Consider the following 15511-nt stretch of genomic DNA (forward strand, 5'->3'; position numbering starts at 1 on the left):
CTCTTCCCTATTATCGATAACATGACGTTAACTAAACTCATAAACAAGGTGTTTTACAACCCTGTTTAACAAACGTGATGTAGAACCCTGTGTATAGGAAGTGTTAGATGAGTAACAAACGAATTCGAATGGCCATGGTAGGCGGCGGCGAAGGTGCCTTTATCGGCGCGGTACACCGCATCGCGGCGCGCCTGGATGGGCAAATAGACCTGGTTGCCGGTGCTTTTAGTTCAGACCCCGAGCGCTGCTTAAACACGGGACAAACCCTCGGTTTAGACCCGGCTCGTTGCTATGGCGATTATCAAAGCCTAGTACAAGGCGAAGCACAGCTCGCGGAGGATGTACGCGCCGACTTTATCGCCATCGTCACCCCTAATCATTTGCACTTTCCGGTGGCAAAAATGGCCATTGAGCACGGCTTTCACGTGCTCTCGGATAAACCGGCGACCCTCACCTTTAGTGAAGTACAACAGCTTGCCTCCTTGGTTGAAAACCATAACAGCCTGTACGGGTTGACTCATACCTACACGGGTTACCCCATGATCAAAGAAGCTAAACAGCGCATTGTTTCTGGTGAACTCGGTGCCATTCGCAAGGTTGTTGTGGAGTACTCGCAGGGCTGGCTGTCGCAAGCGGCAGATGAGCAAGGCAAACAGGCAAAATGGCGTTTAGATGCAGACAAATCAGGCATTAGCTGTTGTATGGGTGATATAGGCGTACATGCCGCTAACTTGGTGGAATATGTCAGTGGCCTGGCCATTACCGAGCTTTGTGCCGATCTCAATCAGGTACTACCGGGCCGAGCTTTAGACGATGATGGCACGGTTCTGCTGCGCTTTAACAATGGCGCAAAAGGCGTGCTGATGGCCAGTCAAATCGCCGTCGGCGAGGAAAATAACCTGCGTTTGCGCATTTATGGCGAGCACGCCAGCCTGGAATGGGCGCAGATGGAGCCCAACAGCCTCTGGCTTCGTCCCCATAACGCCCCAGCTCTGTTGCTGCGTGCCGGTGTTGGTCCTCTAAGCGAGGCTGCCCTGGCGGCATTACGCACTCCAGCGGGCCACCCGGAGGGTTACCTCGAAGCTTTTGCCAATATTTACCGTAACTTTGCCGCGCAGATCAGCGCTTACAAGGCGGGCCAGGAGTCCAGCAACGAGACGTTTGATGTACCGGGCATTGACCAGGCCGTGCGTGGCATGGCGTTTATTTACAATGCCGTTGCGGCGTCTAAGCAAGACAGCAAGTGGCACCCCTTCACCATGGATCACTAAAGAATATGAAACAAATAAAAGGACCGGCCATTTTTCTTGCCCAATTTGTTGGCGATGAAGCACCATTTAACAGTTTACCTAGCATTTGTCGCTGGGCCGCCGAGCTGGGCTACAAAGGGGTGCAGATTCCCACCAACGACAAACGCTTATTTGACCTTGAACGGGCGGCTAACTCGCAGGAATATTGCGACTCGATACTAGCCATAGTACGCGAAGCCGGGCTGTGTATCACCGAGCTTTCCACTCACCTGCAGGGCCAGTTGGTGGCCGTGCACCCGGCTTATGATGAAATGTTCGATAACTTTGCTCCTGATGAGGTCAAAGGCCAACCACGGGCGCGACAAAAATGGGCCACGGAACAACTGATAATGGCCGCCAAGGCGAGCCAGCGTTTAGGGCTGAAAAGTCACGCCACCTTTTCCGGTGCGCTACTGTGGCACACTATGTATCCCTGGCCGCAGCGTCCTCAAGGCCTCGTTGAGCAGGGTTTTGAAGAATTGGCTAAGCGTTGGCTGCCAATCCTCAATGCCTTTGATGAGGCAGGAGTTGATGTATGTTACGAACTGCATCCAGGTGAAGATTTACACGATGGGATCACCTTTGAACGCTTCTTAACGGCGACCAATAATCATCCACGGGCGCATATCCTCTACGATCCCAGTCACTTCGTCTTACAACAGTTGGACTATCTGCAATTTATTGATATCTATCACCAGCGTATTAAAGCCTTTCACGTCAAAGACGCCGAGTTTAATGCCAGCGGCCGTGCCGGCGTGTATGGCGGCTATCAAGACTGGCTAAACCGCCCGGGACGTTTTCGCTCCCTGGGCGATGGCCAGATCGATTTTGCAGCCATCTTTAGCAAGTTGACTCAGTACGGATTCGATGGCTGGGCCGTGCTGGAATGGGAATGCTGCATTAAACACCCTGAGTCGGGTGCTCGCGAGGGCGCCGAGTTTATCGCCAAGCACCTGATCCGGCCCACCGACAAGGCGTTTGATGATTTTGCCGGCGCCAGCACCGACAGCGAACGCAATAAACGCATTTTGGGCATTAACCAATGAGGACAACCACAATGGATAATAATAATCACAATAACCGCCTTGTGTTTTGCCTGTGCTGTATCGCACTGGTCGTAACCTCAATGACCTTCGCCATTCGTGCCGGTATTCTCGGGCAGCTGGGTGAACAATTTTCGTTGAGTGATACCGAGCTTGGCTGGGTCAATGCCATGGCCTTTTTAGGCTTCCCCATCGCCACCATGGTAGGCGGCGCCATCTATAACGCCATTGGCGCGAAGAAATTAGTGGCCTTGGCCTTTGTCTGCCACTTTGCCGGCTTAATCATGACCATTTATGCCGATGGATTCTGGGCCTTATTGCTCTCCACCTTCCTGATCGGCTTCGCCAACGGCTCGGTAGAAGCAGGCTGTAATCCACTAATAGCGGAAATGTACCCTAAAAATACCACCACCATGTTAAATCGTTTCCATGTGTGGTTCCCCGGCGGCATCGTTATTGGCGCCTTGGCCTCAAGTGCAATGACGGCCAGTGGCTTTAACTGGCAATGGCAAGTGGCGCTGATTTTACTACCCACGGTCATTTATGGCGCCATGATGATACGGGCTAAATTTCCTATTTTTGATACGCGAACCCACTCGACGCTTAGTAACCTGCAAAACCTGATCTCGCCCTTGTATTTGTTTTTGGTGGTGTGCATGACGCTGACCGCCACCACTGAGCTGGGTACGCAACAGTGGATTGAGCGCATTTTGGGCGCTTCGGGTGCCTCACCCATGATGATCCTGGCGCTAATCACCGGTCTGATGGCGGTGGGTCGCTTTTTTGCCGGGCCAATCGTGCACACCTTTAACCCCACGGGCGTACTGTTAGGTTCGGCGATTTGTGCCACGGCCGGTATTTTTGTGATGAGTCAGGCTGAGGGCAACATGGTCTACCTGGCAGCGGTGTTATTTGCCATAGGCGTCACTTATTTCTGGCCCACCATGTTGGGATGTGTGGCCGAATACACCCCGAAAACGGGCGCTTTGGGTATGTCATTGATGGGTGGTGCCGGCATGTTTGCGGTCAGCCTGTGGAACCCGGTGATCGGCAGCTGGATAGACAGCGCCAGAGCCCAGGCCACGGCGGCCAATCTCGATGCCCAACAGGCCGATGTACTGGCCGGTCAGGCGGTGCTTGGCAATATTTTACTATTCCCCACCATTCTTATCATCGCCTTCTTAGGCCTGTATTTTTATATCAAAAACAATAAGGGTGTGGACGCACACGCCCATGTAGCAACAAGTAAAGAGTAACAAGGGTTTCCTACTATGAATCAAGCAATTAAAGCCCTGCCACTGGTGCTTGCCCTGGCCTCCTCGGCCTGCGCCTCTGGCGTATGGGCAAAGGACAACCAGCTAACAGCGCAAGAGCAAGAAGCCGGTTGGCAGCTGCTATTTGACGGCAACGACATGTCGCAGTGGCGTAACTTTAAAAGTGACGGCCTGAATAAACAATGGCAGGTTGAAGATGGCGCCATGACCTTAACCGCAAGCGGCGGAGGCGATATCCTCACCAAGAAAAGTTACGACGACTTTGAGCTGCAATTGCAGTGGAAAATCGCCAAAAAAGGCAACAGTGGTATTTTTGTGTTAGTGGATGAAAAAGGCAGTGCCATTTATTCCCATGCCCCGGAAATACAAATTCTCGATAACCAGGAGCACCCGGATAACAAGATTGACTCCCATTTAGCGGGCTCTATCTACGACCTATTCGCCGCGCCCAGCAGCGCCCATAAGGTGGCGGGTCAGTGGAATGACGTGCGCATTCGTCTTCGCGATAACCACCTCGAGGTATGGCAAAACGGTGTCAGCACCACCAGCATAGTCATCGGCAGCACCACCTGGAATGCCCTGGTGGAAAACAGCAAGTTTGCTACCTGGCAGGGCTTTGCCCAGGGTCAGGGTGGCCACATAGGTCTGCAAGACCACGGCGACCGCGTGTGGTTTAAAAATATCAAGATTAAGGAGCTGTAGTGATGGCGAAGTTTGATCATAAAGTGCTCGTCGTGGGCTCGGGGGCCGGCGGCGCTATGGCGGCTTACACCCTGGCCAAATTGGGACATAAGGTGTTAATGCTCGAAGCGGGACGCGACTATAACCCGAAAACCGAAAGCCCCATGTTTAAACGCAATAGTGAAGCGCCGTTGATGGGTGCGGGCAACAAAGACAAAAACTTTGGTTTTTACGACGCCACCGTAGACGGTGGTTGGCAGGTACCCAATGAGCCCTACACCGAAGCCGAAGGCACCGACTTTTACTGGTGGCGTGCGCGCATGCTGGGTGGACGCACCAATCACTGGGGTCGCTACTCGCTGCGTTTTTCCGAACACGACTTTAAAGCGAAAAGCCGCGATGGTCACGGTGCCGACTGGCCGTTTGAATACCAAGATTTAGCCCCCTGGTATGATAAAACCGAAGCCATAGTCGGGGTGTGCGGCACCAACACCGGCTTAGACGATATGCCGCCTTCATCCGAGGGTATCTTACAGCCACCGCCTAAACCCCGCGTACCCGAGTTACTGGTAGCGGCCGCGGCGAAAAAGCTTGGCATTCCAGCTGTGCCCATGCACCGCGCCGTGTTAACCCGCTCGATCGACGACCGCATGGCCTGTTTCTACGCCACCCCTTGTGGTCACGGCTGCTCCATCGGCGCGGCATTCCAAACCACCACTTCGCTTATTCCCATGGCGAAAAAGACCGGCAACTTGGAAGTGATCACCGATGCCATGGTCAAATCCGTATCTGTCGACGATAACGGTAGGGTCACAGGCGTCACCTATGTAGATAAGAAGACTGCAACCGAGCATGCCATTGGAGCCGATGTGGTGATCCTGGCCGCCAGCGCCTGTGAGTCTGCACGCATCATGCTTAATTCCAAGTCCGCGGCGCACCCCAATGGTGTGGCCAATTCCAGCGGCCAGGTAGGTCGTAATTTGATGGACAGCACGGGTGCCTGGCTGGGGGCGCAGATCCCTGCATTGAAAGGGCGTCCGCGTTACAACGAAGATGGCCATACCGCGAACCATTTATTTATTCCATGGTGGGGGCATAAGGCACAAGCCAAAGGTGAACTGGCGTTCCCACGCGGCTATCACTTTGAGATCAGTAGCGGCTTTGGTCAACCTGGCTCTGGGGTCTCCGGTGATAAGCAGGGCTATGGCCCGGCTCTGAAGCAACAGGTCCGTGACGCCTATGGCTCATACGTGGGCTTTGCCCTGCGTGGCGAGATGCTACCGAATAAAGATACCTATATGGAAATCGACCCAGAGGTGAAAGATAAATGGGGCATTCCAGTGGCTAAATTCCACTTCAAATGGTCCGACAGAGAGTTAAAACAAATCGAACATGGTTTGCAAACCGCTAAAGCCATATTGGAAACCATGGGCGCCAAGGTAGGGACACTCCCCTCGCCGGAAAAAGCCATTTCCAAGGGCGGTGAAATCATCCACGAGGTGGGCACCACCCGCATGGGTAGCTCACCGAAGGAGTCGGTCACCAACCAATGGGGACAAACCTGGGACTGCGACAACCTGTTTGTTATGGACGCCGGTGTTTTCGCCTCTAACCCACACAAAAACTGCACGCTTACCATTATGACTCTAGCGATGCGCAACTCAACCTGGCTCAGCGAGCAAATTGCCAAAGGAGCGTTATAAATGCACCACCATGATCGTAACAACCCTTATCAATATAAGTCGGGAATGACCCGCCGAGAGTCGCTTAAATGGCTTGGGCTATTAGCGGCGGGCTCCGCCGTCACCCTCAGCGGTGGTTGCTCAAAGGCCCTTGAGGCAGGTGTTGCAGACAAAAGTAACGTGGGACACTGGCCGGCCTTAAATATTAAACCTGTGACCGCGACCGGCTATGGCACGGATCCCAATATGATTATGCCCCCTCAGTCTCCTTGGCCGCTGACGCTCAGTGCCGCCCAGCTAACCCTGGTGGCAATTCTGGCGGATTGGATAGTGCCTCGTGAGGGCGATATTCCGTCGGCCTCCGAGCTTGAAGTCCCCGCGGTAATAGATGAATGGGTCAGCGCTCCCTATGAGGGACAACAGCGCGACCGCATCACTATTTTGCATGCCCTGGCCTGGATAGACGACGAGGCTCAACTGCGCTTCAAGGCCAAGTTTGCCGCGCTGAGTCGCGCTCAGCAGCAGGCAATTATCGACGATATCGCCTATTACTCGGATGATACCCCGGAGCAGTTTAAGCGCATTGGCAAAGCCTTCTGGCGCTTTAAGGAGCTGGTACTGGGTGCGTTTTTCTGTTCGCCCGAGGGCTGTAAAGACATAGGCTATCTGGGCAATGTCCCCATTGCCGGCGACTACCCGGGACCCAACGCCGAAGCCAAAGCCCACCTGGATAAGGTGCTTGATGAGCTTGGACTCAGTAGCTACGCCTACCAGGATTAATAGTTAACGAACTTCAGAGCCCATTTATGGGCTCTGCTTCTATGGACTCACTATGAAATATCTTTCTTTTAACGCACTTGTATTGTTTTGTGTTTTAGCTCTGTCTTTGCCGACGGCAGCACAACAGCCGCAGATAAAGACACCGCCTATTAGCGTACAGCTGTGGTCGGTAAAAGAGGCCCTTAAAGCCGACTTTCACGGCACCCTTAAGGCGATCGCGGACATGGGCTTTGCTGGCGTTGAATTCGCCGGGGATTTTGGCCCTTATAACAATGACCCCAGCGCTTTAAAGCAAAAGCTTGCAAGCCTTGGTCTTCAAGCCAGTAGCGCTCATGTCGGTTTTGACGCTCTCACCGAAAACACACTTGCCCACACCCTGTTATTTTATAAAACCCTTGGGGTCAACACCCTTTATATTCCCTGGGATGAGCGCGCCTGGGACGCCAAACGAGTAGCCTTGTTTACACAGCAGTTAAACGCCGCGCATGCACAGGCCCAGCGCTTCGATATGGAGATCGGTTTTCATAACCATGAGCGCGAATTTGAACCCTATCAAGGAGCGACGTTTTGGGATTACATCGCCACCCACTCCCCAAACTCCTTACCACTGCAACTCGATATCGGCTGGGTGCAGTATGCCCAGCAAGACGCACAGGCGTTAATAAAAGCTTATCCACAGCGCACCCGCTCGGCGCACATTAAGGTGGTGGTCAAAGGTAATAGCCTCAGCCCCATCCTGGGCAACAACGGTATTCGCTGGGATGAGATCCTTACGACCTTGATGAATGAAGGTAAAACACAGTGGCTGATATTAGAACAGGAACAATATCCCCAGCAGATGACACCGCTGCAAAGTGTGGCGGCATCAAAGCTCGGACTGGATAAGGTGCTAGCACGCCTTCAAAACTAGGCTGGTTTGGCTTTTTGTTGCGCATAAAAAAACGCCAACCCTAAGGTTGGCGTTTCGTTATCCGTTTAGCGACCAGCTAAATACATTGGGCGGTCATATCCCAGTCATTCTTGCGATTGATATCCGCGGTGATGCTGGTGCATACCTTTTTCGCTTCCTGATCGGTTAGACCCCAAAAGATCAAGGCTCCTTTACGGGCGTCGCGATTACCGTTTAAATGAATATAATGGGTACGTGCCGGCTGTTGCTGCAACATGGAGGCATAGCGCTTATCCAGACTTTCTTTGCACTCAAAGGTGACATGGGAGCAAAAGTTCTCCTCTACGCACTGATCTACAAAGTCCTGGACCAGGTTGGCATCACAGGCACCTTCCTTATATCTGTGGCCCACTCCGATCATCTCAATCTCACGCCCGGGTAAGTTGTAGGTGATACGCGCCTGGGCATACACCATTTCCCGCTCAGGAGTAATAATAGAAGTAATAGTATCGGTATTGTTGTAGAAATAATAAATTGCCGCGCCAAGTGCTGCCAATATTAATAAATTTTTCATTTAGTTACCTCTTCGTCCATTGAAGTTTAAGGTAGCGAGTGTAGAACAATTTCGTGCCTAAACCAAACACACCTTGGTTATTTAGCAAGCCGCCTATCCAGCGTTTTCGTCTCTGATCGCCTTGAGTAAGTGATAAAAAACCGCTGTTTACCGCTCAAAAAGCAATCATCCACATAAGGGCTATACTCTATAGACACATTGGAGCATTGATTATGAGCCAAAAACGAGCCTTCTACCGCGTGCACAATAAGGTGATCTATATGTCATTTAAACGCTCCGACACGAGCGATAATGACCCTGCCGATTTACAATCACAATCCCCTAAAAAGCTCGCCCAGGTAATTAGGCTACAGCGTAAGCGCTAGCTATCTAGCCGTATTATGCCGAATCAAGCCACGGAGCCCCGCAAGGTATCCAACCACTGCTGCGGGTTGGCCAAAATAAATTCATAGGCTTGCCCATTGGTAAGAGTAATTTTTATCGCCTCACTCGATAAGGGCACAATGCCACCGGCCTTTGCGGTGGTAGTTTGTACTTCGACGATAGCGCTGCGAGAAAAAGCATAGGGCCCTAGGCCAAATTTTTCATTGAAGGGGCTAAAACGAAGTTCGTTGTCGGTAAGAACTAATTCTCCATCGGCGCGCGCCACACCAAGCTGAGCCGTGGCGTTTGCAGATTTTAAAACAGGTGCTGACATATCACATTCCTTTGCGGTTACTTTATTATTCCCCTGTAGCATTGAGGGCTCTATTTTTGATATCAAAAACCAGTCGCCAGCTTATAGCCTAGTGCCGATTTAATAAACAAAAAATTCAATACCTGAGAAGGTTACTTTTCAGTCTGCTTACTGCCCATGGGCCAAAACGGGATCACCGCAGGCACCCGCTTTTTATAATCCACATAGACGTTACCGAAGCGCAACACCAAAGATTTTTCCTCGAAGTACAACCCAATAAAGATATAGACCGTCATGCACGTCGATAACATAAACTGGGTCATGCTCATATAAGGTGTAAACCAAACGCCCATTAACACCCCGGTTTGAATTGGGTGGCGCACCATTTTATAAAGAAAAATTTCTTTAAATTCATGCCCCTCGTCTGGGTTCATGGACAAGCTTTGCTTTAACCCCATAAGGTGAAAATGATCTATCTCGAAGGTCGCCAAGACCAATATAAGCCAGCCAAAGACATGCAAGGCACGCAGTATAATCACGGCCACCTGGTTATCTGTATGCCATATCGTTCCCGCGAGAGGTTGCCAGTACAAACAAAAAGCGAACATAAAAAGGCCGGAAATGAGTACATAGATGCTCCGCTCAACCGCAGCAGGTACAATTTGGGTCAGCCTTTCCTTAAACCGACTACGCGCCGCCAAGCTATGATGAAAGCCAAATAACAGCATAATGGATAGGTTAATAAGCACCGCCTGTGTACTAGCATCGCCGACCGGCTCGGAATTGATATGCAGCGGCAAGAAACTCCATCCCCCCAAATACAGCATAAATGCACCAAGCCCTGCCAGTCCGACAAGATAGGCAAAAACCCCAAAGAGTGAAACTAAGAGCTTTTTCATACTATAACTCCCCGACGTCTGTCGGCTCTGTATTGCGGACCTAGTGTTTAACCGCTTGAAGTACTAGTGGGCGATTGTGCTCCACCTCCTTGTCTGCAAACCCATAATTAACTATAGCCTTTATCTGCGCTTATGATTGCCAAAAGATACACCCATTACTTATGCCTAATGTCAGTAGCGCGCCACAAAAATGTATAAGTAACAACTTGAGTTTAATGTTATTTTGAAATGAGCAAGCGGTGCCTCATTAATCAGGCCAGCCTTGGCTTGTCTCGCCAGTAACAGCGAACTGCAGCCGGGTGAAGCGACTGCTTGTTAGGGCAACTGCCCGCAATCGCGGTATAAATACAGACTGTGCGATTAACAATACACACTTTAGGGAAAAAAGATGCCACATTTTGTAATGGACTGCTCCGCCAGTATTTTAACTTCCCATGACGAAGAATTTATTATCGAACAAATTCATCACGTGGCAGCTGCCAGCGGCTTGTTTGATGAAAACGATATTAAGGTGCGGCTAAATCCATTTAAAAAGTATTCCGTGGGCAACAAGCGTGAGGATTTTATCCATGTTTTTGCCCATATCATGCAAGGACGATCCAAGGAGCAAAAAGCCCACTTGTCTCAGCAAGTTGTCGCAAAATTAGTTGCTCTGTTTCCCGAGGTGCCAAATATAGCCATGAATATTAGTGATTTTGAAAAGGCTACTTACTGCAACCGAGCCATGTTATAAGGCGCGCAAAGTTAACAGCAACTAACGGTTAGCTCCATATTGGAGCCTATTCTCAAATCAAACTCATCCACCACAGGGGAAAAACGAGTGAAGATCATCAGAAGCAAAGAATTCGTAGCCAATCAAGCCTGGGGCGCCTTGGATATCGCCAATATGAATGGCATAACCACAAGATTGCATTGGACCGATAGCCCTTATAAATGGCACACAAATGACGGTGAAGAAGTCTTTGTGGTATTGGATGGTGTAGTTGAGATGTTTTATCGCGAGCATGGCCAGGAGGCCTCAACTATTTTAACGGCGGGCGATATATTCTTTGCCTCGGTAGGGACTGAGCATGTCGCACACCCCAAGGTGGCCTCAAGAATCTTAGTAGTAGAAACCGAGGGCAGCGTCTAAAGCACCAGGTTAAAACAGAGGTCGGTAGCAAACACCAACCTCTGTTGGGGCGTGTAAATAATTAATCCAGCACCTTGGCATCATTGGCCTTGTTAAGCAGTGCCCGACTTTGGCGCAAAAACTGATCGCTGGCATCGCTAAAAAAGCGCTTGGCATCACTGAAGGCTGAGATTAAGGCGTCCTTATCTCTGTCGCGAAGCATACTCAGGGTCTGCTCATAGGTGTTTTGATACTCTTCAAGTAGCGGCTCGACGCGGTCAAACTGCGCCAGCATAATATCGCTATAGAGCTCGGGGCTTTGCGCAAATAAGCGTCCGACCATCATCAGCTCTAACTGGTAGATGGGCGAGGAGCAATCGCGAATTTCCTGCAAGCTGTGCTCTTGACGGGCAAGGAACTGGCCATATACAAAGGTGGTTAAGTGGCGCATCACCTGAATTATCTGCATGGCCTCGTCATGTTTGCGGGCGCTCATTTCTACGAGCTGACAGCCCCAGACTTTAAGCTGAGCTTGCAGGGCGTCTCCTGCCTTACTCTCACGACCTGGACACACCACCACGGTTTGTTTCACCCAGTGACTGATATCCGGACCGAACATCGGGTGTAAGCCCAGTACAGGGCCGCTGTGCTTCTGTGTAAGCGCCGCTAAGGGTTTTTCCTTAACCGAGGTTATGTCCACCAATAACGCATCATCATCGAGCGCAGGGAGCGCTTTAACGACTTTTTCTACCGCATTGATGGGCACACTGATAATCACACACTTTGCGCCTCGAATAACCTCTTCGGCTTTATCTTGTTGTTGCTCCTCCTTATCGAGGATGCGCACCTCAATGCCACTGCGCGTAAGCTGCTTGGCAAACAGCTGACCCATGGCACCACGACCACCGACGATAACCACGGGGCTGAGCTCGGGGCACACGCAGGCTAACTCGCTTTGTTGATTCTGATAGGCCTCACGCATCATACGACGGAGAATATCTTCGACCAGATCGGGATTGACCCCCTGTTGCTGTGCCTGTGCACGGCGCTCAGCGATCAGCTTGGCCTCGCGATCGGGGGCATGAAGGGGAGCACCGTAACGCTGCTTGACCTTACCGACCTGCTCGGTGATCTGATTGCGTTTTGCTAAAAGGCGGACTAATTCACTGTCGCAGGCGTCTATTTCGCTGCGTAGTTGGGCTAACTGCTGCTCGGCTGACATGGTGTAAACTTAAAATTACATAGGGTAAATCAATAGTTACACCGATACTAACACAATCAAAATGGAAAAGAAGAGGCAAGGGTTAGCTTACATCAATTGCCGGTAAAAACCAAAACGGGCCAGCTATTGCTAGCTGGCCCGTTTTATGACGTCTTAGTATGACGCGCGTATTAATTAAGCTTTTCTTTAATACGTGCAGACTTACCAGAACGCTCACGCAAGTAGTAAAGCTTAGCGCGACGTACTGCACCACGGCGCTTAACTGCGATGCTGCTAACAAGAGGGCTGTGCGTTTGGAATACACGCTCAACGCCTTCACCGCTCGAGATCTTACGAACTGTGAATGCTGAGTGTAGGCCACGGTTACGCTTAGCGATTACAACACCTTCAAAGGCCTGTAGACGCTCTTTTTCACCTTCTTTTACACGTACCTGTACAACTACTGTGTCACCAGCGCCGAACGCAGGTACGTCTTGCTTAAGCTGTTCAGCTTCAAGCTCTTTAATAATATTTTGGTTTACTTTTGCCATTTTATTTCTCACTTTCCTAGGTGTAACTGTCTTCTAGCCACAAGCTATTTGGTTTCCTGCTGATATTCAGCAAGTAAACTTGCTTGCTCCTCAGTCAGAGCTAGGTTTTGCAACAAGTCTGGACGTCTTTTCCAAGTCCTTCCGAGTGACTGCTTAAGCCGCCATTTCGCAATTTCCTGGTGGTTACCACTCAGTAAAACTGGTGGAACCGATTTACCATCCAATATTTCTGGCCGAGTATAGTGTGGACAATCAAGCAAGCCATCCGAAAATGAGTCTTGCTCAGCCGATTGGTTATGACCTAACACCCCTGGCACTAATCGCGCGACTGCGTCGATTAATGTCATGGCCGGTAGCTCACCACCGCTGAGGATAAAATCCCCAATCGACCATTCTTCATCGATATAGGACTCGATGATCCGTTCATCTATACCTTCGTAACGACCAGCTACTAAAATCAGTTTATCGCTCTGAGCAAGCTCTTGTGCGCCTTGCTGATCTAGCTTTCGCCCTTGAGGCGACATATAAATTACCTTAGCACCCTCGCCCGCAGCCGCTTTGGCATCGAGTATGGCTTGCTTTAATGGTTCAACCATCATCAACATGCCAGGACCACCGCCATAAGGGCGATCATCCACTGTACGATGCTTATCCGTCGCGTAATCGCGTGGGTTCCAACAGTGAAAGTCGATTAAACCGCGCTTCACCGCTCGGCCTGTAACGCCTTGTTCAGTAATAGCTGAAAACATCTCGGGGAAGAGGCTAATTACCCCCACCCATAAAGGTGCTTGCGCCATTAAAAACCTGGGTCCCAGTCCACAGTAATTTGGCGAGCTTCATGATCCACGTTCTGAATAACCGAATCGGTTAAAAACGGGATTAAACGCTCACCCTTACCAAACGCATCTTTGCTATTTGCTTTCACAACTAGCACGTCGTTTGAGCCTGTCTCCATCAAGTCATCAACTTGGCCTAGGTCATAACCTTTATCGGTTACAACAGCCATGCCAATGAGATCTCGCCAATAGAACTCGCCTTCCGGCAGTTCTGGAAGTTGCGCTGCATACACAGAAATTTCCGCATTGGTAAAAGCCATTGCTTGGTCTCTGTCGTTTACTTGCGCGAACTTGGCGATAAAGCCTTTGTTGTGGCGACGCCAGTCACTCACTTCAAAGGTTTGCCATTTACCTTGTTGCCCTATCAACCATGGGCTGAAATCGAAGATCCCTTCGGGATCATCAGTAAATGAATGCACCTTAAGCCAACCCTTAATCCCATACGGGGCTCCGAGTTTGCCAACGACGATTGTAGAGGCTTGCTCTTGTTGACTCATGGTTACACTTACGCCTATTAAGCCGCTTTACGAGCGTCTTTAACTAACTTAGCTACGCGATCTGTAAGAGATGCACCTTGACCTACCCAGTGATCAACACGAGATAAATCTAAACGTACTTTTTCTTCCTGACCTGTAGCGATAGGGTTAAAGAAACCTACTTTCTCGATGAAGCGACCGTCACGCGAGAAACGGCTATCCGCAACCACAATTTGATAGAAAGGACGCTTCTTAGCGCCACCACGTTGCAAACGAATAGTTACCATACCGTCCTCTAAATAGATTGACTGTTTTCATTAATAAGTTTACCTCCCTATACAGGGAAGCTGGGGAATTGTACGAATTTTTTGCCACAATGCAAGTAAGAACTGCATTTAATACTTGGTTTATGTCGGTTAAATGCTGATCCTAAGCCACTGTGAGCAGAGCAATTGCTGGTTATTCAAACAGCTGGTTATCAATCAGCTTGGCATATAAAAACGCATCAAAAAACTGAGCATTTTTATAAATCGCCTTTTGCAGGCGTCCTTCCTGAATAAAACCCGTTTTTAGAAGCACCTCTGCAGAGGCCTGGTTGCCGGCAAACACGCTGGCGTATATGCGCACCCAATTGCTCTGTTCTTGCACTTCATGGAGAAACAACTTAAGTGCCCGCTGAGCATAGCCCTTGCCCCAATGGGCTTTACCAAGCCAATACCCCACTTCGGCACTGCGTTGGTACTCGTGCTCGCCTGGAAGTGCACCGATGCAGCCGACAAGCTCTCCATCCACCTCCACAGCCCTGGTAATGCCTGCTTTGCAGCCCTTACTCAGCCACCAGTTGGCATCCGCCCTGGTATAGGGAAAAGGAATTTTAGAAGATAAAAAGCGCTGTACATCCGCATCATTGAGCAATGCAATCAGCGCGCTCTCATCACTCAATGCAAATGGCCGTAAACGTAACAAGAGGGGCTTATTTAGCATAGCCACTCCCGATTGCTGAAAAGGGCATGACCAATTCCAGTTCAGGCACCTGCAAACCAATCCAGGCTACAAAGGTATTGCTATTCGGGCCGGGGAACAAGGTATACTCATCGGCCCAAGGATAGCGTCCAGCGGCTTCTTTTATCTGCGGAATAAGTTGCTGAGCCTTTTCACCGCTGATAGATAAAAACTTCTCGGGCTTGGCGCCATACCAGTATCTATCCGGGGTTGGGGTGTTATAGGTGCGCAGCGCCGAACGGCCTCTGTCTACACCCCATCCCACCACTTCATATACCGTGTACTCTTGTGCGCCTTGCTCCTTGAGGGCGAACCAGGTATGCACCGCAAACCAGCCACGCCAACTAAAGGCATCGGCGGCATAAAATTCGATCACCGCCTGCGGCTGTGAAACAGGAGGCGCAATCCCCGCGGGCTCGCGACTGGCAGTACGCCAATCTGAATTGGCACAGCCGGAGACGAACAGTGTAAACAGGCAAACAATGAAGACTCGGAGCATGGCATTAACCCATCAAAGCACGGCTATTTTCCTTACCAGTATTCCATG

General features: G+C 50.5%; 19 protein-coding genes and 1 pseudogene. 10 read left to right on the forward strand and 10 right to left on the reverse strand.

Annotation, left to right across the window (positions count from 1 at the left end; all coding sequences use genetic code 11):
• The first annotated feature begins 107 nt into the window (after window positions 1–107).
• From C2M29_RS12650 to C2M29_RS12680, 7 genes are read left to right on the forward strand one after another with little or no spacing between them, the layout of a single operon-like run.
• Entirely contained in the window at window positions 108–1271 is a 1164-nt protein-coding gene (locus C2M29_RS12650; protein ID WP_105190104.1) for a Gfo/Idh/MocA family protein, read from the forward strand.
• A gap of 5 nt (window positions 1272–1276) precedes the next feature.
• Complete coding sequence (locus C2M29_RS12655; protein ID WP_105190105.1) at window positions 1277–2335, forward strand: sugar phosphate isomerase/epimerase family protein; 1059 nt, start codon at window positions 1277–1279, stop codon at window positions 2333–2335.
• 11 nt (window positions 2336–2346) lie between these two features.
• Window positions 2347–3588: an MFS transporter gene (locus tag C2M29_RS12660; RefSeq protein ID WP_105190106.1), complete on the forward strand. Its 1242-nt coding sequence runs from the start codon at window positions 2347–2349 to the stop codon at window positions 3586–3588.
• Between the two features lie 15 nt (window positions 3589–3603).
• Window positions 3604–4308, forward strand: a complete 705-nt coding sequence (locus C2M29_RS12665; protein WP_105190107.1) for a 3-keto-disaccharide hydrolase — start codon at window positions 3604–3606, stop codon at window positions 4306–4308.
• Window positions 4309–4310: 2 nt separating this feature from the next.
• Entirely contained in the window at window positions 4311–5990 is a 1680-nt protein-coding gene (locus C2M29_RS12670; protein ID WP_105190108.1) for a GMC family oxidoreductase, read from the forward strand.
• Entirely contained in the window at window positions 5991–6749 is a 759-nt protein-coding gene (locus C2M29_RS12675) for a gluconate 2-dehydrogenase subunit 3 family protein (protein WP_105190109.1), read from the forward strand.
• 52 nt (window positions 6750–6801) lie between these two features.
• Window positions 6802–7659: a sugar phosphate isomerase/epimerase family protein gene (locus C2M29_RS12680; protein WP_105190110.1), complete on the forward strand. Its 858-nt coding sequence runs from the start codon at window positions 6802–6804 to the stop codon at window positions 7657–7659.
• Between the two features lie 76 nt (window positions 7660–7735).
• Here the strand turns inward: C2M29_RS12680 and C2M29_RS12685 are convergent, their stop codons facing one another.
• A complete protein-coding gene (locus C2M29_RS12685) occupies window positions 7736–8212 on the reverse strand; it encodes a hypothetical protein (protein WP_105190111.1) in 477 nt (158 codons plus the stop codon).
• A 212-nt stretch (window positions 8213–8424) separates the two neighbouring features.
• Between C2M29_RS12685 and C2M29_RS16610 the strand changes: the two genes are divergently transcribed.
• Entirely contained in the window at window positions 8425–8577 is a 153-nt protein-coding gene (locus C2M29_RS16610; RefSeq protein WP_158684729.1) for a hypothetical protein, read from the forward strand.
• A gap of 23 nt (window positions 8578–8600) precedes the next feature.
• On the opposite strand, the gene C2M29_RS12690 is transcribed toward C2M29_RS16610, so the two are convergent.
• Both C2M29_RS12690 and C2M29_RS12695 read right to left on the reverse strand, forming a co-directional pair.
• Window positions 8601–8909 (reverse strand): hypothetical protein, encoded by a 309-nt coding sequence (locus tag C2M29_RS12690; protein WP_105190112.1) that lies wholly within the window; start codon window positions 8907–8909, stop codon window positions 8601–8603.
• 131 nt (window positions 8910–9040) lie between these two features.
• Window positions 9041–9787, reverse strand: coding sequence for a methyltransferase family protein (locus tag C2M29_RS12695; RefSeq protein WP_105190113.1), 747 nt, complete (start codon window positions 9785–9787; stop codon window positions 9041–9043).
• A gap of 388 nt (window positions 9788–10175) precedes the next feature.
• Here C2M29_RS12695 and C2M29_RS12700 point away from each other — a divergent pair, with 388 nt between their 5' ends.
• Complete coding sequence (locus C2M29_RS12700; RefSeq protein WP_105190114.1) at window positions 10176–10520, forward strand: 5-carboxymethyl-2-hydroxymuconate Delta-isomerase; 345 nt, start codon at window positions 10176–10178, stop codon at window positions 10518–10520.
• Window positions 10521–10607: 87 nt separating this feature from the next.
• The gene (locus C2M29_RS12705; protein ID WP_105190115.1) at window positions 10608–10919 is read left to right on the forward strand and encodes a cupin; all 312 of its coding nucleotides are present in this window, start codon (window positions 10608–10610) and stop codon (window positions 10917–10919) included.
• A 61-nt stretch (window positions 10920–10980) separates the two neighbouring features.
• On the opposite strand, the gene tyrA is transcribed toward C2M29_RS12705, so the two are convergent.
• The 7 genes and pseudogenes from tyrA to C2M29_RS12740 form a co-directional block, all read right to left on the reverse strand.
• Complete coding sequence (gene tyrA, locus C2M29_RS12710) at window positions 10981–12120, reverse strand: bifunctional chorismate mutase/prephenate dehydrogenase (RefSeq protein WP_105190116.1); 1140 nt, start codon at window positions 12118–12120, stop codon at window positions 10981–10983.
• 170 nt (window positions 12121–12290) lie between these two features.
• Complete coding sequence (gene rplS / locus C2M29_RS12715; protein WP_105190117.1) at window positions 12291–12650, reverse strand: 50S ribosomal protein L19; 360 nt, start codon at window positions 12648–12650, stop codon at window positions 12291–12293.
• A 33-nt stretch (window positions 12651–12683) separates the two neighbouring features.
• A pseudogene (gene trmD, locus C2M29_RS12720) lies at window positions 12684–13447 on the reverse strand (tRNA (guanosine(37)-N1)-methyltransferase TrmD).
• Entirely contained in the window at window positions 13447–13983 is a 537-nt protein-coding gene (gene rimM, locus C2M29_RS12725; RefSeq protein WP_105190119.1) for a ribosome maturation factor RimM, read from the reverse strand. Before rimM ends, trmD begins: the two are co-directional and overlap by 1 nt.
• 17 nt (window positions 13984–14000) lie before the next feature.
• Window positions 14001–14249, reverse strand: a complete 249-nt coding sequence (rpsP, locus tag C2M29_RS12730) for a 30S ribosomal protein S16 (protein WP_105190120.1) — start codon at window positions 14247–14249, stop codon at window positions 14001–14003.
• 172 nt (window positions 14250–14421) lie between these two features.
• Entirely contained in the window at window positions 14422–14946 is a 525-nt protein-coding gene (locus C2M29_RS12735; RefSeq protein ID WP_105190121.1) for a GNAT family N-acetyltransferase, read from the reverse strand.
• Entirely contained in the window at window positions 14936–15463 is a 528-nt protein-coding gene (locus C2M29_RS12740; protein ID WP_105190122.1) for a DUF3750 domain-containing protein, read from the reverse strand. Before C2M29_RS12740 ends, C2M29_RS12735 begins: the two co-directional genes overlap by 11 nt.
• Between the last annotated feature and the right edge of the window lie 48 nt (window positions 15464–15511).

The organism is Pseudoalteromonas sp. T1lg48 (assembly GCF_002964785.1).
Taxonomy (GTDB): Bacteria; Pseudomonadota; Gammaproteobacteria; order Enterobacterales; family Alteromonadaceae; genus Pseudoalteromonas.